The sequence below is a fragment of the Reyranella sp. genome (genome assembly GCF_052439685.1).
In the GTDB taxonomy this organism is placed as follows: Bacteria; Pseudomonadota; Alphaproteobacteria; order Reyranellales; family Reyranellaceae; genus Reyranella.
In genome coordinates this window covers 1-22,558 of sequence record NZ_JBQVQG010000033.1, presented here as the reverse complement: position 1 = coordinate 22,558, position 22,558 = coordinate 1, and the positions used below count along the sequence as shown (strand labels likewise).

The following is a 22,558-nucleotide window of genomic DNA, read 5'->3' as shown; positions in this document are numbered from 1 at the left end:
CATCGTTTCTTTGAAGAAGACGCGCGACTGGAGTCGCGCGTCCCCAGCCGCCTAAGCCGCCTTCACTTCGCGTTCGGCCTTGAGCGCGCGGACGGTCTGGCGCAGGGCGTGAACCGTCTTCTCGATCTCCGCGCCGCCGTGCATGGCCGAGACGAAGCCGCCGGGGGAGCCCATGACGTCGACGCCGTGGGTCATCAGGCCCATGCGGATCTTGCCGGTGAGCGGCCCCGCGGCGCGTGCGCCCTTGAGCTTCTCGATCGGCACCTTCAGCGGATCGAAGGTCGCGGGATCGAGCGGATCGCCGAACGGATTGGGATAGATCAGGAAGGTCGAGCTCTGGCCGTAGATGCCCCACGGCACGCCTTCCTGCACCAGCACCTCGGTCAGTGCCGCGCGCAGTTCGGCGGCGGTCTTGTTGGCCTTCTCGGCGAGATCCTCGTCGCGCACCAGCGACAGCGCGGTGACGGCGGCGGCGGCCGACAGTGGGTTGGCGTTGAAGGTGCCGGGATGGAGGATGCGCTCGATCTTGCGGGCCGCGGTCGCGACGTGATCGATGCGGTCCATGATTTCACGCTTGCCCGAGACCGCGCCGCCCGGCAGGCCGCCGGCCACGATCTTGGCCTGGATGCAGAGATCCGGCGTGATGCCGAACGCCTTCTGCGCGCCGCCCGACGACCAGCGATAGCCGGTGATGACCTCGTCCATCAGCATGACGACGCCCTTCTTCGCCGTGGCGTCGCGCACCGCCTGGATGAAGCCCGGCGGCAGCGGCACCTGGCCCCACGACGCGCCCGACGGCTCGAACATGACGGCGGCGATATCGTCGCGCTCCTCGATCACCTTCACGACCGCGGCAACGTCGCTGCTGGGCATGACGATCGACAGCGAGCTCACCTCCTGTGGCACGCCGGGCGTGGTGCCGCCATCGTAGGTCGCGCCGGCGCCCGCCGTCACATGATCGTGCCAGCCGTGGAAGTGGCCGAGGAAACGGAGGATCTTGTCCTTGCCCGTGTGGGCCCGCGCGAGGCGGATCGCCATGTGCGAGGCCTCGGTGCCGGACGCGGTGAAGCGCACACGCTCGGCGCAAGGCGTCAGCTCGCACACCAGCTCGGCCCAGCGCACTTCGAGTTCATGGCTGGAGCCGTAATGCGTGCCGAGTTCGATCTGGCGCTTCACCGCCTCGACGACAGCGGGATGCGAATGGCCGAGCAGCATGGCGCCGTGGCCGCCGAAGTAATCGACATACTCGTTGCCGTCGACGTCCCACTTGCGCGGGCCCGCGGCACGGGAGACGTGGATCGAATAGGGGTCGAGGTAGCGCGCGTCGTGGGTGATGCCGCTCGGCAGCACCTTGTGGGCGCGCTCGAACAGAGCCGCCGATTTGCCCGTCTTCGCTTTGTAGTCGGCGACGACGGCCGAATTCGTCTGCGATGAATCTTTCTCTTGTACGGTCATACTTGCCCTCAACCCAGCTAATGGCTGAGCATCGCTTGTCTCGCTTGTTTCGCCAAGGGCCTCGCGTCACAGTCCGCCGTCTCAAGGTGGAGGAACGCCGTGAACGCCAAGCCCCGTGGCCGTCAATTCTTCAACAATCCCGGCCCGACCAACATTCCCGACCGTGTGCTTCGGGCCATGGACCGGCCCGTAATCGATTTCATGTCGGATGAGTTCGTCGCCATCCATCACGCCTGCCACAACGGCGTGAAGCGCGTGCTCAAGACCGACCAGAACCTGTTCATGTATTCGTCGACCGGCCATGGCGCCTGGGAAGCCGCATTGGCCAACCTGTTCTCGCCCGGCGAGACCGTGCTGATGGTCGAGACCGGCTACTTCTCCGAGAGCTGGACCGAGATGGCGCACCATCTCGACATCAAGGTCGAGCTGATCCCCGCCGACCAGCGCAAGGGCGCCGACATCTCCAAGGTCGCCGAGCGCCTCGCCGCCGACAAGGAACACAAGATCAAGGCTGTCCTGACCGTCCACAACGAGACCGCGACCGGCATGGTCCTGCCGCTGGCCGAGGTGCGCCGCGCGATCGACGAGGCCAAGCACCCCGCCCTGCTGCTCAGCGACACGATCTCCTCGCTCGCCAGCATGGAATACAAGATGGACGCCTGGGGTATCGACCTCACGGTCGGCGGCAGCCAGAAGGGCCTGATGCTGCCCACCGGCATGTCGATGACGGGCGTCAGCAACAAGGCGCTGGAAGTGTCGCGCAAATCCAAGACGCCGCGCCACTACTGGAGCTGGGAGATGATGAGCGGCCGCGCACCGCAGAAGTTCGTCGGCACCGCGCCCGTCCACATGTTCTTCGGCCTGCAGGAATCGCTGAAGATGCTCGAGGAAGAAGGCCTCGACGCCGTGTTCCAACGCCATGCCCGCCTCGCCGAGGCGACTCGCGCCGCCGTGCGCGTGTGGGGGTCCGACGGCAAGGGGCCACAGCTCTTCTGCCAGAACGAGGACCGGCTTTCGAACTCGGTGACCGCGGTCGTCATGCCCGAGGGTGTCAGCTCCGATCCGATGCGCAAGGCCGCCGTCGATCGCTTCAACCTGTCGCTGGGCGGCGGGCTGGGCAAGATGATGGGCAAGATGTTCCGCATCGGCCACATGGGCGACCTCAACGAGCCGATGCTGCTGGGCTGCCTCGCCACCACCGAACTCGCCATGAAGGCCGTGGGCGTGCCGTTCGTGCCGGGCGGCGTCGACGCGGCGATCGAATCGCTGTCGGCTTAGATTCTTCTCAAAGACTCGTTCTGACGGCCTTTGGCCGTCAGAACGCCGGCTTCCTGCCGGCGAGCGCTGCCGCGAAGGCTTCCGGCTTGAGGGCAGAAAGCGGCGTGCTCCCGGTCACGGCGGCGTCCAGCTTGACGCCGACCACCGCTGCGAACTTCAGCGTTTCGGGATCGAAGGCATAGAGCTGGCCGACCGTCAGGTTGAACCACCAGGCATGCAGGGTCAGCGTGCCGGCCTTCACCCGCTCATCGATCCAGCGATAGCCCAACAGGTTGCGGACGCTGTTCACGACGGCGGCCTGCTCGACCGCGCGCACGACCTCGTCGCGCGGCCGGCCCTTCAGCTCTTCGACGACGAGGTCCCGCGTGTCCTGCGCGATGCTGGTCCAGGTCGAGAGATAGTCGTAATGCGCATAGGCGCCGCGGCTGCCGTCGACCAGCGCGCCGATGCCGCCGCACAGCGCATGGCCCAGCACGACGATATGCTCGACGCCGAGGCCGCGGACGGCGAACTCGATGGCGGCCGAGGTGCCGTGATGGCGCTCGTCAGGCGGTATCTGGGCCGGCGGCACCATGGCCGCCACGTTGCGCACGGTGAAGATGTCACCGGGCTGTGTCTGGGTCAGGATGCCCGGATCGACCCGCGCATCGGAACAGCCGATGATCAGGATCTTGGGCGACTGGCCTACCGTCGCCAGCTTCTCGAACAGGTCGAGATGCTCCTGATAGTAACCGACCCGGAAATCCGCGAAGCCCTTGAGAAGCCTTTCGAGTGCCATGACCTTGCCTATGCCCGTTTGCGGCCCAAGGCGACATAGACGATGATGTCGCGGCGCACAAATCAGCAACATTGGATGACATGACCGAAGAACTGCTTTTCGAGAAGCGCGGCGAAATCGGCTGGGTGACGTTCAACCGGCCCAAGGCCCGCAATGCCCTGACCTTCGCTATGTACGAGGGTCTGGCCGAGATCTGCGCCCGCGTGGCCAAGACCGGGGAGGTCCGCGCCCTGGTGGTGACCGGTGGCGGCGACAAGGCCTTTGCGGCCGGCACCGACATCGCCCAGTTCCAGAGCTTCGAGAGTGGCGAGGACGGCATCGCCTACGAACTCAAGATGGACCGCATCCTGGGGGAAATCGAGCGCTGCCCCGTCCCGACCATCGCGGCGATCAACGGGTTCTGCACCGGCGGCGGCGCGGCGATCGCAGCGGTCTGCGACCTGCGGATCGGGTCGGCCAGCGCCCAGTTCGGCTTTCCGATCGCGCGCACCCTCGGCAACTGCCTGTCGATGGCCAACTATGCCCGCCTGGCGGCCCTCATCGGGCCTCAGCGCGTCAAGGAAATGGTGCTGCTCGCCAAGCTGATGGACGCCCCGGCGGCGCTGTCCTGCGGCCTGATCAGCGAACTGCTGCCCGACCAGGCGACGCTGCTCGCCCGGGCGGAAGAACTGGCCAGCACCGTTGCCGGCCATGCCCCGATCACGATGCAGGTCACCAAGGAGGCGCTGCGGCGCCTGCAGGCGCGCCTGGGCGACGAGAACATCGACGATCTCGTCAGACTGGCTTACGGTAGCGCCGACTTCCGCGAGGGCATGGCGGCCTTCCTGGGGAAGCGGGCACCCAAATGGTCAGGCGCCTGACAGTGGAATGTTACGGAGGACGTGAATGAAGCGGATTGCCATACTCTCTCTGGTTCTTGGGATGGGCGCTGCCGTCGCCGCCTGCCAGAACCCGCAGCAGGTGATCGCGAACAAGGAAGACATGATGGTGGCGGCGGGCTTCAAGTTCGTGCCCGCGAACACACCGCAGCGTCAGGCGGCGTTCAAGACCCTGCCGCCGCACAAGTTCTCACGCGAGATCAAGAACGGCCAGGTGTTCTACGTCTATCCGGACCCGACCGTCTGCGTGTGCATCTATGTCGGCAATGCCAAGGCATACGGCACCTATCGTAACAACATGTTCCAGAAAAACCTGGCCGACGAGCAGCAGATGACGGCCGACGAGAATGCGATGAACGACTGGGATTGGGGCCCCTGGGGCGGCTACCCGTATCCCGGCTGGTACTACTAAGTCTTTCTTCCGACGAGGAAGAGTGCGATCGCGGCCGCCTGGATCAGGGCGGCCGCGGCGAACACCAGCATTCCTTCCGCTGGTGACAGCGTCCGCAGCCAGCCGAATGCCGCCGGCGCGAATGCATAGGTTCCCTGACCGATCGCCACGATCAACGGCACGACACGCTGAACGTCGGCCTTGCTGAATTCGACCTGCGCGATCAACGGCGGCAGCGACGTCGTGTTGCCGATACCGGCGCCGAACAGCAGCACACCCGCCACCAGCAACACCACATCCGTTTCAGCGGCACACAGCAGCGCCAGCGATCCGGCGATCTGCACGACGTGGCTCGCGCAGGCGACCAGCCGCCGGTCGCTGCCTTGCGGCATCAGCCATCCGACCATCGTCCTTCCTGCGATCGCCGCCGCCGTCGCCAATCCCATGAGGATGCCTGCGGCCGGTCCACCCAACACCGGCACGAGCAGCGAGAAGAGATGGGCGATCAGGCCGATCTGCGCGAACAGGCCGAGCGCCATGGCCGCGGCCAAAGTGAGGAAACGGCGGTCACGCCATAGCAGCGCGCCCGGCAGGGTGCGCTCGACGGGCGCGCTCGTGCCGGCAACGGGCGTCAGGATCTCGCCATCCTGGACCTGGCCCAGCGACTGTGGCGTATGCGCGAAGACGCGATCGGCGAGGAACCAGACGGTGACGATCATGATCGCGCCGATGACCGCCGCCGCGACGGGAAAGCCGAACGCGGCGATGGCCGCAACCCACAACGGAGAAAAGACGACACCGCCGATGCTGGCGCCGTTATAGGCCATCGACAGGGCCGCCGGTCGCCGCACCGCGTACCAGGGCGCGACGATGGCGTTGACGGCAGCGGCGCCCATCGCCACCCAGCCGGCCCCGCTCAGGAAGGTCGCGAGCAGGAGCTGCCACGGCTCTCGCGCCACCGCCCAGCCGACGATTCCCAGCGCCAGGAGGACGGCGCCGGTCTTGGTGACCGCTGGCAAGCCGAACCGGCGATAGAGCGATGGCAGGTTGGCGACCACGACCGCTCCCACCAGGAAATGCAGGGTGACGGCGGACGAGACCAGCACGACCGACCAGTCCCGCGCCTCGCGCACGGACTGGAGATAGACGGGCGGCCCGTAGAAGCCGAGCCCCCAGCCGAACACGGCGAGCACGAAAGCCGCCGCGACGACGCGGCGGCCAAAGAAGGGCGCGGGAGAAGCGAGACTTGTCATGCGGCGGACACTGCCGCCGGCAGACGGGCCGTTGTTACGGCTGCGGCCGAAGCTATCCCGTCGTCCTGAGCTCCGCGAAGGACCTAGCGGACCGACCAGCGCACTCCCTGGCGGGCGTGAGATCCTTCGCTGCGCTCAGGATGACAAGAATTAGAAACTCGCCTCGACGACACCGAGGCCCACGAACTCGCCGCGCGCGTGCGAACCCGGCGGGAAATAGAGAAGACCGGTCCATGAGCCGGTGGTGATCGCCTGGCCCGCGCGAATGCCATCTCGATGGCGCACCGCGTGGTCGATCATCCAGACGAGCGGACGCACGGGATCGATGGCGCCGAGGCCGCCCTTCTGATCAACGATCGTCTTGTCGTCGACGACAAGACTCACCTGCAGTTTGGGCCAGTCGAGCGCCTTCCAATTGCCGATCGGATCGCCCACGACCAGCGCGTGGTTCATCTGATTGTCGGCCAGCAGCCACTCCGGATCGGCGTTCTTGAAATCGGCGAGGCGCGTGTCGACGATTTCCATGCCGACGAAGGCATCGCCCACGGCCGCGAGCGCCTCCTCGCGCTCGACCGGCGCGGCACGGGCGCCGATATCACGCACGATGTGGAAGGAGATCTCCACCTCGACGCCGATCATGTGCATCGTATTGCCGTCGAAGCGCGCCGGCGACGGCACCAGCGCACCGGCCAGCAGCGGCGCGGGATTGGGCTCGGCGGTCGGTGTCCGCGCGCCGACCTTCCAGCCCGCGACCGGGCCGGTGGCCGCGGCCACGGCGTCCTGGATCGCATAGACCGTCGCGCGGTCCTTCAGGGCGAAGGGCGGCTTCGCCTGGCGGCTCGTGCGGCGCGCGTCGAGGAGGGTCTGCACCGCATGGGAAATGTCCTGGCTCATGATAAGCTCTCGCAAAACGACAAGGAACTGGAGGAGACGATGCCCTACGCCAGCGGCCGCGTCATTCACGACGCCGATGCGCACATCATGGAAGTGCCCGGCTTCCTCGAGGAGCACCTGGAGGCCCGGCATCGCGCCGCGGTCACCGACCAGGTCCTGTTCCCGCGCCACGAGGGTTTCCATAGCACGCGGCTCAAGGCTGATCCGGGCCAGGCGTTCGACGACGCACAGATCATGCTGCGCAAGAACTGGGAGGCGCTGGGCGCGTCGAGTCGCCAGGACCGGCCGCGCTCGATCGACCTGCTGGGCTTCGCCAGCCAGCTCATGTTCACCACGGCGCTGCTCAATTACTCCTCGGTGCTGGAGGGCGGCCGCGACGTCGGGCTGACCTATGCCGTGGCGCGCGCCCATACGCGCCACATGGTCGAGTTCTGCTCGATCGACCACCGCCTGCTGCCGACCGGCTATGTGCCGCTGGTGGACTTCGAACGCACGGCGAAGGCCGCCCGCGAAGCGATCGAGATGGGCGCCAAGGCGCTGATGATCCCGTCGCGCTGTCCCGACGGCCATTCGCCGAGCCATATCGGCCTCGATCCGCTGTGGGCGGTCGCGCAGGAGGCCGGCCTGCCGATCGTTTTCCATGTCGGCGGCGGCGGCAAGCTGCTGGAGGACGCCTACTTCAACAATGGGCTACCGCCGGTCCCCGACTTCCATGGCGGCGACGACAACTTCAAGTCGATCGACTACATGGCGATCGCCTATCCGCCGATGAAGGCTCTGACGGCGCTGGTCGTCGACCGAGTGCTCGACCGTTTCCCCGCGTTGAAATTCGGCGTCATCGAACAAGGCGCGTCCTGGGTGCCGGGCTGGATGCGCAACATGGATAGTGCGCACAACGCCTTCTATCGCAACGAGGAGCGGCTGCAGAAGATGTCGCTGAAGCCCAGCGAGTTCGTGCAGCGGCAGGTCAGGGTCACGCCCTATCCGCACGAGGATACCGGCTGGATCATCGCCAACACCGGCGACGAGGTCTGCCTCTTCTCCTCCGACTACCCGCATGTCGAGGGCGGCCGCCATCCGATCAAGCGCTTCGAGGCGTCGATGGAGAAAGCCGGCATCGGCGAGGCGCAGAAGCAGCGTTTCTATTGTGACAATTTCATCGACCTGATGGGCGCCGGTCTCGCGCCCGAACTCCGCCATCCCGTACAGGCAGCCGCATGACCTATTCGACGCTTCTTACAGAACGCACCGGACCGGTGCTCAAGATCACGACCAACCGGCCCGATGTGCTGAACGCGCAGAGTCGGATCCTGCTCGAGGAACTCGACCATGCTTTCCTGGCGGCGGTCGACGACAACGACGTGCGGGTGATCATCCTGGCCGGCGCCGGCAAGCATTTTTCGGCCGGGCACGATCTCGGCAGCCCGCAGGAGATGGAGGACCAGAGGAAGACGCCGCTGGAGCCCGGCTTCAAGGGTGAGTATCGCCGCCTGTGGGAGCGCTTCTTCGAGAACACGATGCGCTGGCGCGACCTGCCGAAGCCCACCATCGCGCAGGTCCAGGGCTACTGCATCATGGGCGGCATGATGATCGCCTCGGCCTGCGACATCATCATCGCCAGCGAGGACGCGCAATTTGCCGACCGCGCCGTGAAGTGGGGCGGCAGCCACGTGCAGTATTTCTCGATGCCGTGGGATTTCGGCCCGCGCAAGACCAAGGAGTATCTGTTCACCGGCGATTTCATCAGCGCCGCCGACGCGGAGAAAGCGGGCCTCGTGAACCGCGTCGTGTCGCGGGACAGGCTCGAAGCAGAGACGATGGCGCTCGCCCAAAGAATCGCCGAGCGCGACCCCTACGCGCTGAAGCTCGCCAAGGCCTCGGTCAACGAGACCCAGGATGCGCAGGGCTGGCGGCAGGCGATGGAGAACGCCTTCAAGAACTACATGCTCACGATCCCGCATCGCATCGAGATGGGAACCTACGGCGCGGCCGCCCGCGAGAAAGCGCCGAAGGATCGCTTCGGCGTGCTCAACAAGAAGCCGGGGTGAGCGCTCGGCGCTTGGACGTCACGACGGGCGCGCGCGGGTCCTGCAAGTCCGTCGGGTACCCTGAAGGTGAGGATTTTGGGATCGCTCCACAGACTATTCGCTTGTCGTCGAGTCTAGTTGTTGGCAACGCTGTACACGCGCCTGAGAAAATCCGTGTGTGTCACTTGACCGGTGTTGAGATCCACGATCGTCAACTCCAGGGGAATCCTTCCACGCCCCAGGCTGAGCACAGCCTCCACCGGCCCTGTGTGAAGCCCGAAGGCTGCCGTGGACCCGTCGTCCGAGATGGCACAGTAAGCCATGTAGTTTTCCAGGTGCGTCACTTGACGCACGTGCCCGTGCTCCATGACGAAGAGGTCGTATCGAGCGACGCCTCCAGACAAATAGGCCTTACGCGCGCTCTCGCTCCCGGATAGGCCGATGAACGCGATACGTTCTCCGTTGCGGGAAGCCGGCATGAGCGAAGGCAATCCCCCGTACCGATCGGAAAGCTGGCTCTTCACGAAATCGGGATACGCAACTTCTGGCTTCGATCCAACTCGAAGAACATAAGGTATGGAAATGAAAGTCGATTTTGCACCAAGCCTCTTCACCGTCTCCTTTCGCTCCGCACTCCTAGGCCCCATTCCAACAAAAAGGACCGTATCGGTGCTGATGAAGCTTGGTGTGTCGATTGAGGCGAAGCCGTCCTCGGCCGAAAGAAGCGCTATTGAGTTCCGCGTTTTCAAGTCGAACAGGAACAGGGTCCCTGATTCCACATACAGGACGGCTCTCCCGTCCGGCCGAAACACAGGGCTTCGAAAGACACCCGGGCCCGAATAAAAGGAATAGGTAACGGTCTTCTCAGTCGCCAGATCAATGATCCCAAGCTGCATCCAGGGCGTCACCTGAGGATGCTGCCGCGCCATTCCTGCGACGCCAACAAGATTCTTGCCGTCAGGAGAATAACTCCCCCAGCCGAAGCCATCGAAGCCCGGAGGAAGCGGGACGTAGCGCATTTGGCCAGTGCGCCAGTCATATAATCCTGCTCCCTTGATTCCTCCGTTGACCACAATCGTTCCACCATCCGGAGACAGGGCAAAGTGATGAGGCAGGTTCTGTTTCATCGGTGCTCCCACGCTTGGCGCACAACCGGACAGCATAGTCGCCAGCCCTGCAGTGCCAGCGACCGCAACGAAGTGTCTCCGGGTTCGCCTCGTATGAGTCATCGAAATCTTCCTCTTTCGACTGAAGGCGTGACCTGCCCTGGTTCTTCGGAACACGGTTAAGTTGGAAGAACCGGCGTCTCCTGGTTGTTCGATTGTCCCTTCAAAGACGGTGTTGCAACGAGCCGGGGCGCGGAGGCCCAACGTCGCTCGTCTGCGCCGCTGTCCCCGTCGCAGCAACTGTAGCCAGCACCCCGAAAATTACGCAAAAGCCGAACTGCATGATCCCTCCGAGGCTCACTCTCGCTTGACCCTCAACACCCGGCAAGTGGCGAGAACGCTGTCTAATACCACCTGGTCGAGCGGGGCTATCCGACGACGCGGCGGCCGCCCGCGGATCGTGGGTGATCAGGATGACTGTGCGGCGTTGCGTGGCAGCGCGCAGGGAGGCGATGAGCCGGCGCGCGGTGGCGGCGTCGACATTCTGCGTCGGCTCGTCGAGGATCAGGATGCGGGGATCGCGGAGGAGCGTGCGGGCGAGGACGAGGCGTGCCCTGTCCGGCCGACAGGCGGGCGCGATCCTTATGCGCTGAAGCTCGCCAAGGCCTCGGTCAACGAGACCCAGGATGCGCAGGGCTGGCGGCAGGCGATGGAGAACGCCTTCAAGAACTACATGCTCACCATCCCGCATCGCATCGAGATGGGAACCTACGGCGCGGCCGCCCGCGAGAAAGCGCCGAAGGATCGCTTCGGCGTGCTCAACAAGAAGCCGGGCTGATCGTTCAGCGCTTCGGCGTCACGACCGGCGGACGGGCCGGTGCCGCGAGTCCGTCCGATACCTTGAAGGTCAAGGTCGTCACGAAGCGCATCGTGTCATAGGGCGCCGCGCCATGAGTGCCCGGCGTGGCGTCGACGACGGCCACCTCGACGGCGTAGGTCCCCTTCCACGGTAGTTCGACCTCGAAGGCGCCGGCTTCGTCGGTCTTCAGTTCCTTCGTCCAGCCGAACTCGGTGACGACCTCCGCCTTGGCCTTGGGCAGCGGCTTGCCGTCGTAAAATACCTTGAAGCTGCCCGGCTTGCCGGTCGGCACGATGTCGAGCGGGATCAGCGGCTTGCGCTCGCTGAAGTCGGCGACGTAACGCGCGGAGAGGCGGCCGAGCGTGCGCGTGACCTTGTCGTTCTGCTTGCGCTCGGTGACCCTCGCCAGTTCGGCCACGACGCTACCCGTTCCATCGGGCGCGCCCCCGAACTGAAACGAGGTCGGCTTCTTCTCGACCTTCAGCGCCGTGTCGCCCGATGCACCGAATGCCTTGGCGGCCGGCATCGGGTCGAAGCGATCGAGCAGACCGGGCGATCCCTCCCGCAGGTTGTCGCCGAATTCGCCGTAATAGAGCTGGTAGCCGCCGGCGTCCGGCTCCAGCCAGAGCGCGTGGGCCGCGGCGGCGCCGGTGAAAGAGAGCCACAAAAGGGCGGCGATGGCGAAACGCATGGGTCGATGTCCTCCGAGGGCGAACATCTAACATGATCGCAATTAATTACCAGTCGCAATCCAAATCGTGGTGCATGAAGCGGGCATCCGGGCGCGGCTCGGCGTCCCGGCGTCCGAATTGCGGGCGTTCACCCGCTCGATGATCCCGCTGATCTGCCGTTAGGAAACGCGCCCGGTTGCCATTTGAACGATCTCATCCGTGAACTGTGCCGCCGCCCGCGGATCGTGCGTGATCAGGATGACAGTGCGACCTTCCGTTGCCGTGCGCAGGGAAGCGATGAGCCGGCGCGCGGTGCCGGCGTCGAGATTCTCGGTCGGTTCGTCGAGGATCAGAATCCGAGGATTGCACAGGAGCGCGCGCGCCAGCACGAGGCGGCGGGCCTGACCGGCGGACAGGCGCGCGCCCGCCTCGCCGATCCAGGTGTCGATTCCGTCCGGCAGGCCGCGCACGAAGGCGGCGAGTTGAACGACCTCCAAAGCTCGCTCCTGTGCGGTCGCATCCGCGTCTGGCGCTGCCATCAGAAGATTGTCGCGGACCGTGCCGTTGAAGAGTTGCGCGTCCTGAGTGGCGATGCCGACGAGACGACGCAGGTCGTCCGGGCGATAGCGGCGCAGATCGTGCCCGCCCAGCCGGATCTCGCCTTCATATTCCCAGAAGCGCACCAGCAGCCGGCCGAGCGAGCTCTTGCCCGCACCGCTCGGTCCGAGGATGGCGACGTGGCGGCCATCGGCAATCGCGAGATCGAGCCCGTCCAGCGCGGGCGGCAGATCGGGCGCGTAACGCAATCGCACCGCGCAGAAGACGACGCTCGCGTCGAGCGGTGCGGGAGACGGGTCGGGTCCGGCGACGATGGCCGGGGTCCGATCGGCGAGCGCGAAGATGCGGCGAGCCGCTGCCCTCACCTCGCCCCAGCGCTCCATGGCGCCGGGCAGCGGCGCCACCGCTTCGAAGGCCGCGAGGGCAGCGAGCGCGAGCGCTGGAACGAGGGCGGGCGCAACCTCGGGCAAAAGACCTCCTGCCGTAACGCTCGCCGAGGCCAGCACGGCGGCGGACCACAGGGCCAGGCCGGCCGAAAAACCGACCGCCGCCTCGGCCATCACACCGGCGTTCGCGGCGCGCGACTGATTGTCGACCAGTCGTTGCCCAAGACCGTCGAGGGCGGTGAGGTGACGCTCGACCGCGCCCGCGACCCGGAGATCGGTCAGGCCCTGCAGCAAGTCGACCGTCGCGACACGCAGCGCGGCGCGCGCAGCGACGGCTTCCGCTCCGGGGGGCGTGGCGGCGCGGCGCGCCAGCGCGGGGACGATGCCCCCGGCCACGATCAGAAGGACGGCGAGCGCCAGCGCCGTCGGCGGATGCAGGGTGGCGACCACCAGAACGATCGTGATGCCGCACACCAGCGCCACGGCGACCGGCGAGCCAAGACGCAGATAGGCATGCTGCAGGGTGTCGACATCGGCCTGGAGGCTGCCCGCGAGATCGCCGCCGCGCCGCGACTGGAGTTGCCCTGCCGACAGAGGGATGAGTCTTCGGAACAACCAGAGGCGTAGACCTGCCAGAAGCCGGAAGGTGGCTTCGTGACTGAGCAGCCGCTCGCCATAGCGTCCGCCGGTACGGACGATGGCAAAGAAGCGGATGCCGGCCGCCGGGAGGAAATAGTTCATCATCCCGGTGGTGACGCCGGCGATTCCCATGGCGGCGATGAACCAGCCGGCGATTCCCATCAGCGCGACGCTCGCCAGCACCGTGGCGCAGGCAACGAGGACCGCGAGCCCCATCCAGCCGCGCCATGGACGGGCGAGCCCGAGCAGGCGGCGAACGAGCGCGATGTCGCTCATGGCGCCAGCCCCGCGTCACGCAGAAGGCGGGCGAAGCGGCCATCGTCCGCCTGCAACGCCGCGCGCGCCCCCTGCTCCACGATGCGGCCCTCATCGAGGAACACGACGCGGTCCGCGAGGTGCACGGTGGCAAGGCGATGGGTGACGATCAGCGTGGTGCGGCCTGCCGCGAGTCGACGGATGGCGTCGGCCACCGCGGCTTCCGTGCCACGGTCCAGTCCGGCCGTCCCCTCGTCGAGCAGCAGCACGCGAGCCTGATCCTTGAGGAAGGCGCGTGCCAGCGCCAGACGCTGGACCTGACCGCCCGACAGCGTCTCGCCATGCTCGCCGAGCGGCGTGTCGTAGCCTTGCGGCAGCGCGCCGATGAATTCGTCAGCCGCAGCCAGTCGGGCCGCGGAACGCACGCGCTCGAGATCGGCGTCGGGATCGCCCAGCCGGATGTTGTCGAGCACGCTGCCCTCGAACATGTGCGGCCGCTGTGGAACGACCGCGACATGGCCGAGCCAGTGCGCAGGATCGAGGGTGGCGAGGTCGTGCCCGTTGACGAGCACCCGACCCGATTGCGGGCGCAGAAGGCCCATGAGCAGCGAGAGCAACGTGCTCTTGCCCGCGCCGCTCGGCCCGACCAGCGCCACGATCTCGCCCGGCACGAGGCGCAGGGAGAAGTCCTGGAGTGCAGGCCTTCCCGGCGCCCAGGCGAAGCTCACGCCTTCACACTCGAACGTGAGGCTAACCCCGAGGCCGGGCCGTTCCTGCCCGGCCGCCATCGCTGGTTCGGCCTGCAGGTCGAGGATACGCTCGGCCGCCGCCAGGGCTTCCATGCGGGCGTGATAGTCGAGGCCGAGCTGGCGCAGCGGAGCATAGAATTCGGGCGCCAGCAGCAACACGAAGAAACCCGCCTCGAACCCGAGCGTGCCATCGAGCAGACGGAATCCGATCAGCACCGCGACCAGGGCGATGCCGACGGTCGCGAAGAATTCGAGCGCGAGCGCCGATAGGAAGGCGACACGCAGCACCGCCATGGTGCTGCGTCGATAATCTTCGGCCGCTTCCGCGAGCCGTTCGGCCTCGCGGTCGCCGGCATTCAACAGCCGCAAGGTCGTCAGCCGCTGCAACCCGTCGAGCAGCCGGCCGGACAGGCGCAGCAGGCGCAACCACTGCCGGCGGTTCAGCTGCTCGGCACCGAGCCCCAGCAGGACCATGAAGACCGGAATGACCGGCGCGGTCACAAGCAACACCAGTCCGGAGATCCAGTCGCGCGGCAGGACGACGACCAGCACGAGCGGTGGCAGGACGACGAGCACACCGAGATGGGCCAGGAAGCGCGACACGTAGGCGTCGAGCGCGTCGACGCCTTCGAGTGCCACGGTCGCAGCCTCGCCCGTGCTGCGGCCCGCACTCGTCGCAGGTCCCAGCGATGCCAGATGGCGCAGCAGCGCCGAGCGGATGCGGGCCTTCACCCGGCCGGCCGCCGCAAGCGCCGCCCGGCCCGACGCGGTGGCGAGGACGAAGCGCAGCACCAGCAGCGGAAGCACTGGCAGCAACCACACCAGGGCTGACGAGACAGGCGCCTTCTCCATGACGACCGGGGCAATGGCGTGCGCCAGCAGCCAGGCCTGCGGGACGGCGAGGGCTGCCGCGAGGGCGCCCAGCACGATCGCGCGCCGCACGCCGCTCCTGGCCACTTGCGCGATCTCGGCACGCAGCCAGCGCTCGACGCCGGCACGTCGACGGCCAGGCGCCTCCGCCTGGGTCCCTGTCATGGCAAAGCGATCGTCAGATCAGCGCAATGGCCGTTGCGCAGACGCGGGCGCATCGACGGCGCTGGTGACGTCCAGCGGCTCGCCAAGCCCGCGGGCCGCCTTGGCCGCGTCTTCCTGCGCCTCGAACAGCACTCCCGCCGAGACGGCGACCAGCACCATGAAGCCCGTCCCGAGCAACCACGACAGGTACCAGGGGCCGTAGTCACCGAGGATGATGGCGAACAGGATGGCCAGCGCCGCGAGCGCCATGGCGATGATGTAGCGCACGAACATGTCCGGCCTCCCCTAGTAAGCGTGGTCCGAGGTCTCGACGTGCTTCACGCCAACCTTGCCGCGCATCACCCAGAAGGCCCAGCTCGTGTACCAGAGGATGATCGGCATGAAGATCACGACGAAGCCCACCATCCAGGTCAGCGTCACGAGGCTCGAGCCGGAGTTCCAGAGCGTGAGGCTGTGCGCAGGATTGCTGGACGACGGCATGATGAAGGGGAACATGGCGGCCCCGACCGTGCCGATGACGCCGATCCAGGCCAGAGCCCCCAACCACCAGGCGAGGATCGGCCGCCGGATCGCATGGGCCAATGCGCCCAGCAGAAGCCCGGCATAGACCAGTGCCGGCAGCAGCCACAGCGCGGGGTGCGTGGCATAGTTGGCCAGCAGCCCGCCCGGCACCCGCGTCACCTGCTGATGCAGCGGCGTCTGCGGCACGCCCGGATCGGGGCCCGCCACAAGTTTGAAGCCCTCCATCGTGGAGACCCAGAAGCCCGCGACCGTGAAGATCACCAGCGCCGCCAGGCCGCCGGCGATTGCGGCACGCCGGGCGCGCGCACCGACCGGGTCTTCAGCGCCGCTGGCGAGGCAGGAGCCGCCCATGTAGACGGCGAGCGCGACCGACATCAGCCCGCACAGGACGGCGAAGGGATTGAACAGCCACAGGAAGCTGCCGGTGTAGAAGGACGTCAGGCGCCAGTCGAAATGGAACGGGACGCCCTGCAGCACATTGCCGATCGCTGCGCCGAACACCACCATCGGCAAGAGGCCGCTCAGGAACAGGGCCGTGTCCCAGACACCGCGCCAGACGGGCGACGGCAGCTTGCTGCGATACTCGAAGCCCAGCGGCCGCAGGATCATGCTCCACAGCAGGAGCAGCATGACGATGTAGAAGCCGGAGAAGGCGGTCGCATAGACCAGCGGCCAGGCGGCGAAGATCGCGCCGCCCCCCAGGATGAACCACACCTGGTTGCCGTCCCAGTGCGGCCCGATGACGTTCAGCGCCACCCGTCGCTCGGCGTCGGTTCTCCCGACATAGCGGAGCAGGGTACCGACGCCCATGTCCATGCCGACCATGGCGCCGATGCCCGTCAGCAGCACGCCGAGCAGGACCCACCAGACGACGAGGAGAATCATGTAGGTTTCCATGATGCGTCTCCTTTACTGGGCCGCGAGCTTGCGGCCGGCCGACGGAAGGCCCGCGGCAGCGGCATGACCGGCGCCGTGCTCTTCCGGTCCCTTCCGGATGAACAGGAGCATCAGGTAGATCTCGACGATCGCAAAGGCGGTGTAGAGCAGGATGAAGCCCGACAGCGAGAACACCATGTAGGCGACGCTGTGAGTCGACGCCGAAAGCCACGTTGGCAGCATGTCGTTGACCGTCCAGGGTTGGCGGCCGACCTCGGCGACCAGCCAGCCGAACTCGCAGGCGAGGAATGGCACCGGCACCATCAGCAGGGCGGCCCACTGGAACCAGCGCTGCCGCTCGACCTGGTTGGCGAGGGTCATCAGCGTCGCCAGCACGAGATAGGCCAGCATCAGCAGGCCGAAGGCCACCATGATGCGGAAGGACCAGAAGACGATCGACACGTCAGGAATCGTGTCGCGCGCGGCGCGGACGATGTCGGCATCCGTGATCTTCGTCAGGTCGCCCTGGGGGGCATAACGCAGCACGAGTAAGCCGTATCCCACGTCCTTGCCGTGCTCCTTGAACTGGTCGAGCGCGGCTTCGTCGCGAGGATTGGCGCTCAATTTCTCCATCGCCTGGACGGCCGGGATACCGTTACGGATGCGCTCCTGCGCCTGGACCTCGAGCTGGTCGATCGCCGGCACCACACCGTCGAGAGAATGCGTGACCAGGATCGACAGCATCGCGGGAATGCGGACCGTGAAATAGTTTTTCTGCTCGGCCTGGTTCGGGAAGGCGATGGCGTTGAACGCCATCGGCGCCTTCTCGGCCGTCCACAAGGCCTCCATCGCGGCGAGCTTGGTCGGCTGGACCTTGGCGCCCACGTAACCCAGCGCATCGCCCAGCGTGATGACGCCGCCGCCGCCCAGCATCCCGAACACCGCCGCGACGCGGAACGAGCGCCGCGCGAGATCGAGATGGCGCCCCTTCAGCATGTACCAGGCGCTGATGCCGCAGACGAAAATGGCCGCCGTCACGTAGCCCGCGAGCACGGTGTGGACGAACTTGGACTGGGCATCGGAGTTGAAGAACAGCGCGCCGAAGTTCTGCAGTTCCATGCGCATGGTGATGGGATTGAACTCGGCCCCCTGCGGATGCTGCATGAAGCTGTTCGCGACCAGGATCCACAGCGCCGAGAAGTTCGATCCCAGGGCGACGGCGTATGTCACGATGAGGTGCTGGGCCTTGGACATTTTGTCCCAGCCGAACACCATCAGCCCGATGAAGGTGGATTCCAGGAAGAAGGCCATCAGGCCTTCGATCGCCAGCGGCGCGCCGAAGGTGTCGCCGACGAAGCTCGAATAGAAGGACCAGTTGGTGCCGAACTGGAACTCCATGGTCAGACCCGTGGCAACGCCCAGGGCGAAGTTGATCAGCAGCAGTCGGGTCCAGAACTGGGCCATCTGCTTGTAGATCTCGCGCCCCGTGGTCACATAGATGGTTTCCATCACCGCCAGCATCACGGTGAGGCCCAGAGTCAGCGGCACGAACAGGAAATGGTAGAGGGCTGTGGCGGCAAACTGAGCGCGCGACAAATCCACTACGAAATCATTCACCATCGATCAGACCCTCTCCCCCGTGCTCCCCGACCTGGAGAGTACGGCCAGGCACGGTGCGAGGAAGGATACCTCATTCACGTGTCAGAATCACTTGACCCGGATCAAACCGCCGCCCGTCCGCTGCAGACGTTCTCGCGCTGTTGTCGTGACATCTCTGTCCGCGCGTGCGCCCTCACCTCGCCGGCAGGAAAAGTGCGCGGCACCTCGAAAGCAACGCTCATGATCTTTCCCGTGTAGGTGAAGGGGGCCGTATAGTCGGCATTCACGGGTGACAGGCTCCGGCCGATGTCCATGCCTTGCGTCGAGATGATGAACAGCAGCCGCGGCAGGTGGCCCGCCCCCACCTGGATCCCATCGACCGACAGTCCTACGCCAGCGCCGCCATCGGGCGGGCGCGCGTCGCGACCGCGTCGGGAAGAAGCAGATCGACCCTGCCGGCGGCGAGATCGGATTCTGCGGCCGCCCGTCCCATGGGAAGGATGACGATGCCGAGATGGGCGCGCTTGGCCGCTTCCTGGAGAATCCGGAGGTCGACCGGCGCAAGTCCCCTCCCCGGTCCTGCACGGGAGGAAATTGGCATGGCGCCTGTCGCGAGAGAAAGGGAAAGCAGCATGGCCGGCCGGTCAGGCTCCGAGCGGCGACGGCAGGGCGGGGACGGAGCATTGCAGATCCCCGTGTGTTTCTGTACGTTCCGTACAGTATATATGAGGGACCCTCGATGAGCTTCGACGCGACGGCCCGGACCGTGCGGATCGACGCCAGGCGCCTGCGCGAGCTCTCGGCACGGCGCGACGGTCCGGCCGTGATCCGGATGGCGACACACCTCGGCTTGGTCCTTGCACTGGCCGCAGCGGGCATTGCGGTTTCCGAGGCCTGGGGATTCGTCTGGGCCCTGCCCTTCATGGCAACACAAGGCCTCCTCACGGCATTCCTGTTCATGCCGCTGCACGAGACCGTGCACCGGACGGCGTTCAGGACCGAAAGATTGAACACCGTGTTCGGCCATCTGTGCGGCCTCGCGATCTGCTTTCCCTGGGAATATTACCGAGTCTTCCACTGGGCTCATCACCGGCACACGCAGGACGAGGCCCACGATCCGGAACTCGCCGTCATGCCGTCCGCCGGCTCGCTGTGGCAGCGCCTGCTGGCCTTCTCAGGCGCCCTTCAGATCTACGGCCGGTTTCGTGTGCTGTTGCGCCATGCGCTTACGGGGACCAGCACGCTGCCGTGGGTTCCTGCCGACAAGAGGGCGCTGATCGTGCGTGAGGCGCGTCTCTATCTTGCGGCCTACGCGGGACTCGCGGTGGCCTCACTGCTGTTTCGCTCTCCGCTCATCCTGACGGTCTGGCTCGGCCCGCTCCTGATCGGCCAGTTCGCGCTGCGTCCCTATCTCTATACCGAGCATACGGGATGCGGCCGCAGCCGGTCTGCCCTGGAGAACACACGAACCACCTACACCAACGCCATCGTCCGCTGGTTCGCGTGGAACATGCCTTACCATGCCGAGCATCACGCCTATCCGTCGGTGCCGTTCCACGCCCTGCCCGCAGCAAATGCGCTCGTTGCAGCAGGACTTCGGCACACCGAAGCGGGGTATCCGCGCTCGATGACAGCGGCCTGGCGTGCGCTGCGATTGCAGGCCTAGTCGAGCGGCCGGAGCACCCGGTCGACCAGCCGGCGCGCCGCCCCGGCCGTGAGCCGCTTCAGCCCGAAACTCGATTGATAGAACAGCGTGCCGTAGATCATGTCGTAGAGATCGGCCGGCGGATCGGCGGCCCGGATGAGGCCTTCCTTCTGCGCCCGCCTGAGGATGGCGACGCCTGCCGCGCGGCGTTCGCCGAGATAGCGCTCGCCGAAGGTCGTCGCCGTCCCCGTCGTCCCGATACATTCGGCGATGACGGCGAGCTGGACCCTGCCGAAGGCGCCGTTCAGGGCCGCGACGTAGGCTGCCGCATGGGCGCGAACGATCGAAACCGGGTCACCCTGCAAGGGCAGCGGCAGGAACGAGCGGGCCTCGTCGAGGAAGGCATCGACGAGGAGCGCTTCGCGGCGAGGCCACCATTTGTAGATGGTCACTTTTGAAACGCCGGTAGCGGCCGCCACGCGCTCGTAGGTCGTCGCGGACAGGCCCTGTGTCGCCATCAGACGATAGGCCCCCTTGAGGATCGCCTGTTGCGCCGCCGTCGAACGCGGCCGGCCGGGACGACGGGCAGCGGTCCCTGAACTGGACGCGGGCGCGGCGGAAATCATCGGTCTACCTATGCGGGCCCGGGGAGCCTCGGCAAGCGGCGAACGACCAGGCTCGTGTTCTCCCAGGCGGCGCGGCCCGAAACCGAAGGCTGCGCAACAAATGGCTCGTTGGGGAATTGGAATGTGATGCCTGCGCCGCAACTCACCAGGAGTGGACCATGAACGTCAGCCGCCCCAAGGACGACATCGCTTCCAGGACCACTGGCGATAAGGCTCCCGGACGCCGATATGGGCTGGGCACGTGGCTGCTCGTGCTATGCCTCGTCGGACTCCTCGCGCTCGCCGTTTGGTTCGGGGTCTCGGGATGGCAGACAGCGGGCGACCCTGACTTCGGGGAAGTGACGGGTCTCGGTTATGGTGCCATGGCGCTCGGGATCATCGCGACGCTGGGCTTGGGCATCGGCTTGATGCTGCTGGTCTATCGCAGCGAACGCCACTGATCGTTGCTGCTGGCCGCGCGGCACTATCGGCCGCTTTTCGTGCCGGGCGTTTCGCCGTCCCCTGTCGAATGCCCCGGCCCGCGTCGAGTGACCTCTTCTTCGTCGATCAGCCGCGCCCCACGCTCGAACGTTACATAGCGCCAGAGCCATTTCAGCCCGACCTGGAGACGCTTTTCGCCTCCCACGAGAAGATAGATATGGACCAGCGCCCACAGGAGCCAGGCGACGCGGCCGCGCAGATGCCAGCGCCCGGTCTCGAAGACCGCGGCATGCCTCCCGATGACGGCGGTGTCGCCGCGCGACACATAGTGAAAAGGACGCGTCGTTCCGGCCAGAAGCGCTTGTCCAAGATGCGTACCCTGCTGACGCGCCACCTGCGCCAGCGCCGGCAGCGGGCGATCGGCCTGACAGAAGCTCGCGGCATCGCCCAGCGCGAAGACGCCGGCCAGACCCGGCACCGAGAGATCCTCCGCCACCTCGATGCGACCCGCGCCGTCGACCTCGAAGCCGAGCGACGCGGGCTCGAGCGCGCGAATGCCAGCGGCCCAGATGAGATTCGCCGCCGCGATCTGCTGGCCGTCGATCATGACCGCCCCTTCGGAGACGTCCGTCACTTTGGCGCCCAGCCTCACCTCGACGCCCAGACCGCGCAGGCGGGCTGCGGCATAGTCGGAGGTCTCCTCCGAGAAGGACGCGAGCAAGCGCGGCCCGGCCTCCACCAGAATGATCCTGGCCTCGTGCGAATCGATCCGTCGGAAGTCGCGGCGCAAGGTGAAGCGAGCGAGCTCGGCGACGGCGCCCGCCATCTCGACGCCGGTCGGACCGCCGCCGACGATCACCGTGGTGAGCAGGGCTGAGCGCCGCCCGGGACAAGCATAGCTTTCGGCCTCCTCGAAGCTTCGGAGCAACCCGGCACGCAGCCGGCGCGCGTCGCGAATCGATTTCAGGCCGGGCGCATGGCGCGCCCATTCGTCGTGGCCGAAATAGTTGTAGGCGGAGCCGGTGGCGAGAACGAGCGTACCGAACGGGACGTGGCCGCCATCCGCCAACAGCAGGCGACGCCTGGCGTGATCGATGGCTCGGACTTCCCCCATCACGACGTCGATGTTGCGGGCGCGCGAGAGAATGCTCCGTACCGGGCTCGCGATGTCGGCTGGCGACAGGGCAGCCGTCGCGACCTGATAGAGGAGCGGCTGGAACAGATGGTGATTGCGCCGATCGATCACCGTGACGCGGACCGGGCTGCCCGCGAGTTCCTGCGCGCAGGCGAGGCCGCCGAAGCCCGCTCCCACGATCACGACATGCCGTGCGTCGCCGACGGCCGCGGGCGTCCGGTCTACCGAAGGCGCTGGGCCTCGCGGGGTCCTTGGGTCGGGCATTGGCGCTCCTGGGCTGCTCGCCCTGCCAATGCTCCGTCGCGGCATGGGTTGCGGACTGTTCGGACGGCCCGGGAACTCCGTCTGCTCGTGCGCTTACGGGCACAGGCGCCAGACAAGAAAAAACCGACATCCCATCGGCAGGCGCCGTAAGAATGTCGGTTTGCATGGGTGCGCTGAGCGCGCGTTTTGTCGGAATGTGTACCTTAGCGTTCGGAAGATCCGGCAGCGACCTACTCTCCCGTGCCTTGAGACACAGTAC

The 22,558-nt window shown here is 66.4% G+C and carries 23 protein-coding genes; 8 read left to right on the top strand and 15 right to left on the bottom strand.

Annotated features, from left to right (window positions below; genetic code table 11):
- Positions 1 to 51: 51 nt before the first annotated feature.
- Positions 52 to 1,455 (bottom strand): aspartate aminotransferase family protein, encoded by a 1,404-nt coding sequence (locus tag ACT6UX_RS26500; protein WP_444778154.1) that lies wholly within the window; start codon positions 1,453 to 1,455, stop codon positions 52 to 54.
- 99 nt (positions 1,456 to 1,554) lie between these two features.
- Here ACT6UX_RS26500 and ACT6UX_RS26495 point away from each other — a divergent pair, with 99 nt between their 5' ends.
- Positions 1,555 to 2,733 carry a pyridoxal-phosphate-dependent aminotransferase family protein gene (locus ACT6UX_RS26495; protein WP_444778153.1) on the top strand — a complete coding sequence of 393 codons (1,179 nt, stop codon included), beginning with the start codon at positions 1,555 to 1,557 and terminating at the stop codon, positions 2,731 to 2,733.
- Between the two features lie 37 nt (positions 2,734 to 2,770).
- Here the strand turns inward: ACT6UX_RS26495 and ACT6UX_RS26490 are convergent, their stop codons facing one another.
- Positions 2,771 to 3,511: a carbonic anhydrase gene (locus ACT6UX_RS26490; protein ID WP_444778152.1), complete on the bottom strand. Its 741-nt coding sequence runs from the start codon at positions 3,509 to 3,511 to the stop codon at positions 2,771 to 2,773.
- A gap of 80 nt (positions 3,512 to 3,591) precedes the next feature.
- Between ACT6UX_RS26490 and ACT6UX_RS26485 the strand changes: the two genes are divergently transcribed.
- Positions 3,592 to 4,371, top strand: coding sequence for an enoyl-CoA hydratase/isomerase family protein (locus ACT6UX_RS26485; protein WP_444778151.1), 780 nt, complete (start codon positions 3,592 to 3,594; stop codon positions 4,369 to 4,371).
- A 25-nt stretch (positions 4,372 to 4,396) separates the two neighbouring features.
- Positions 4,397 to 4,801, top strand: coding sequence for a hypothetical protein (locus ACT6UX_RS26480; protein ID WP_444778150.1), 405 nt, complete (start codon positions 4,397 to 4,399; stop codon positions 4,799 to 4,801).
- On the opposite strand, the gene ACT6UX_RS26475 is transcribed toward ACT6UX_RS26480, so the two are convergent.
- Complete coding sequence (locus ACT6UX_RS26475) at positions 4,798 to 6,033, bottom strand: MFS transporter (RefSeq protein ID WP_444778149.1); 1,236 nt, start codon at positions 6,031 to 6,033, stop codon at positions 4,798 to 4,800. The genes ACT6UX_RS26480 and ACT6UX_RS26475 overlap by 4 nt on opposite strands.
- A 150-nt stretch (positions 6,034 to 6,183) precedes the next feature.
- Positions 6,184 to 6,927, bottom strand: coding sequence for a 2-keto-4-pentenoate hydratase (locus tag ACT6UX_RS26470; RefSeq protein WP_444778148.1), 744 nt, complete (start codon positions 6,925 to 6,927; stop codon positions 6,184 to 6,186).
- Between the two features lie 39 nt (positions 6,928 to 6,966).
- On the opposite strand from ACT6UX_RS26470, the gene ACT6UX_RS26465 reads away from it, so the two are divergent.
- Together ACT6UX_RS26465 and ACT6UX_RS26460 are read left to right on the top strand one after the other, a co-directional pair.
- The gene (locus ACT6UX_RS26465) at positions 6,967 to 8,148 is read left to right on the top strand and encodes an amidohydrolase family protein (RefSeq protein ID WP_444778147.1); all 1,182 of its coding nucleotides are present in this window, start codon (positions 6,967 to 6,969) and stop codon (positions 8,146 to 8,148) included.
- Positions 8,145 to 8,975 (top strand): enoyl-CoA hydratase, encoded by an 831-nt coding sequence (locus ACT6UX_RS26460; protein ID WP_444778146.1) that lies wholly within the window; start codon positions 8,145 to 8,147, stop codon positions 8,973 to 8,975. Before ACT6UX_RS26465 ends, ACT6UX_RS26460 begins: the two co-directional genes overlap by 4 nt.
- Positions 8,976 to 9,088: 113 nt before the next feature.
- Here ACT6UX_RS26460 and ACT6UX_RS26455 read toward each other — a convergent pair whose 3' ends face one another.
- Positions 9,089 to 10,081, bottom strand: a complete 993-nt coding sequence (locus ACT6UX_RS26455) for a hypothetical protein (protein WP_444778145.1) — start codon at positions 10,079 to 10,081, stop codon at positions 9,089 to 9,091.
- A 346-nt stretch (positions 10,082 to 10,427) separates the two neighbouring features.
- Between ACT6UX_RS26455 and ACT6UX_RS26450 the strand changes: the two genes are divergently transcribed.
- Positions 10,428 to 10,898, top strand: coding sequence for a hypothetical protein (locus ACT6UX_RS26450; protein WP_444778144.1), 471 nt, complete (start codon positions 10,428 to 10,430; stop codon positions 10,896 to 10,898).
- 4 nt (positions 10,899 to 10,902) lie between these two features.
- Here ACT6UX_RS26450 and ACT6UX_RS26445 read toward each other — a convergent pair whose 3' ends face one another.
- From ACT6UX_RS26445 to ACT6UX_RS26410, 8 genes are all read right to left on the bottom strand, one after another.
- Complete coding sequence (locus tag ACT6UX_RS26445) at positions 10,903 to 11,610, bottom strand: DUF4198 domain-containing protein (RefSeq protein WP_444778143.1); 708 nt, start codon at positions 11,608 to 11,610, stop codon at positions 10,903 to 10,905.
- A gap of 159 nt (positions 11,611 to 11,769) precedes the next feature.
- The gene (gene cydC / locus ACT6UX_RS26440) at positions 11,770 to 13,449 is read right to left on the bottom strand and encodes a thiol reductant ABC exporter subunit CydC (RefSeq protein WP_444778142.1); all 1,680 of its coding nucleotides are present in this window, start codon (positions 13,447 to 13,449) and stop codon (positions 11,770 to 11,772) included.
- A complete protein-coding gene (gene cydD / locus ACT6UX_RS26435) occupies positions 13,446 to 15,212 on the bottom strand; it encodes a thiol reductant ABC exporter subunit CydD (protein ID WP_444778141.1) in 1,767 nt (588 codons plus the stop codon). Before cydD ends, cydC begins: the two co-directional genes overlap by 4 nt.
- Before the next feature lie 18 nt (positions 15,213 to 15,230).
- Positions 15,231 to 15,485, bottom strand: a complete 255-nt coding sequence (locus ACT6UX_RS26430; RefSeq protein ID WP_444778140.1) for a hypothetical protein — start codon at positions 15,483 to 15,485, stop codon at positions 15,231 to 15,233.
- A gap of 12 nt (positions 15,486 to 15,497) precedes the next feature.
- Positions 15,498 to 16,631, bottom strand: a complete 1,134-nt coding sequence (gene cydB, locus ACT6UX_RS26425; RefSeq protein WP_444778139.1) for a cytochrome d ubiquinol oxidase subunit II — start codon at positions 16,629 to 16,631, stop codon at positions 15,498 to 15,500.
- Between the two features lie 12 nt (positions 16,632 to 16,643).
- Positions 16,644 to 18,230, bottom strand: coding sequence for a cytochrome ubiquinol oxidase subunit I (locus ACT6UX_RS26420; protein ID WP_444778138.1), 1,587 nt, complete (start codon positions 18,228 to 18,230; stop codon positions 16,644 to 16,646).
- A gap of 101 nt (positions 18,231 to 18,331) precedes the next feature.
- The gene (locus ACT6UX_RS26415) at positions 18,332 to 18,574 is read right to left on the bottom strand and encodes a hypothetical protein (RefSeq protein WP_444778137.1); all 243 of its coding nucleotides are present in this window, start codon (positions 18,572 to 18,574) and stop codon (positions 18,332 to 18,334) included.
- Between the two features lie 23 nt (positions 18,575 to 18,597).
- Positions 18,598 to 18,810, bottom strand: a complete 213-nt coding sequence (locus ACT6UX_RS26410; RefSeq protein WP_444778136.1) for a hypothetical protein — start codon at positions 18,808 to 18,810, stop codon at positions 18,598 to 18,600.
- Between the two features lie 138 nt (positions 18,811 to 18,948).
- Here ACT6UX_RS26410 and ACT6UX_RS26405 point away from each other — a divergent pair, with 138 nt between their 5' ends.
- Positions 18,949 to 19,875, top strand: coding sequence for a fatty acid desaturase (locus ACT6UX_RS26405; protein WP_444778135.1), 927 nt, complete (start codon positions 18,949 to 18,951; stop codon positions 19,873 to 19,875).
- Here ACT6UX_RS26405 and ACT6UX_RS26400 read toward each other — a convergent pair.
- On the bottom strand, positions 19,872 to 20,480 hold the full coding sequence (locus tag ACT6UX_RS26400; protein ID WP_444778134.1) for a TetR/AcrR family transcriptional regulator: 609 nt from the start codon (positions 20,478 to 20,480) through the stop codon (positions 19,872 to 19,874). The two genes, ACT6UX_RS26405 and ACT6UX_RS26400, sit on opposite strands and share 4 nt — an antisense overlap.
- Before the next feature lie 158 nt (positions 20,481 to 20,638).
- On the opposite strand from ACT6UX_RS26400, the gene ACT6UX_RS26395 reads away from it, so the two are divergent.
- Entirely contained in the window at positions 20,639 to 20,920 is a 282-nt protein-coding gene (locus ACT6UX_RS26395; RefSeq protein ID WP_444778133.1) for a hypothetical protein, read from the top strand.
- Positions 20,921 to 20,943: 23 nt separating this feature from the next.
- Here the strand turns inward: ACT6UX_RS26395 and ACT6UX_RS26390 are convergent, their stop codons facing one another.
- Positions 20,944 to 22,299 carry an NAD(P)/FAD-dependent oxidoreductase gene (locus ACT6UX_RS26390; RefSeq protein WP_444778132.1) on the bottom strand — a complete coding sequence of 452 codons (1,356 nt, stop codon included), beginning with the start codon at positions 22,297 to 22,299 and terminating at the stop codon, positions 20,944 to 20,946.
- Positions 22,300 to 22,558 lie beyond the last annotated feature (259 nt).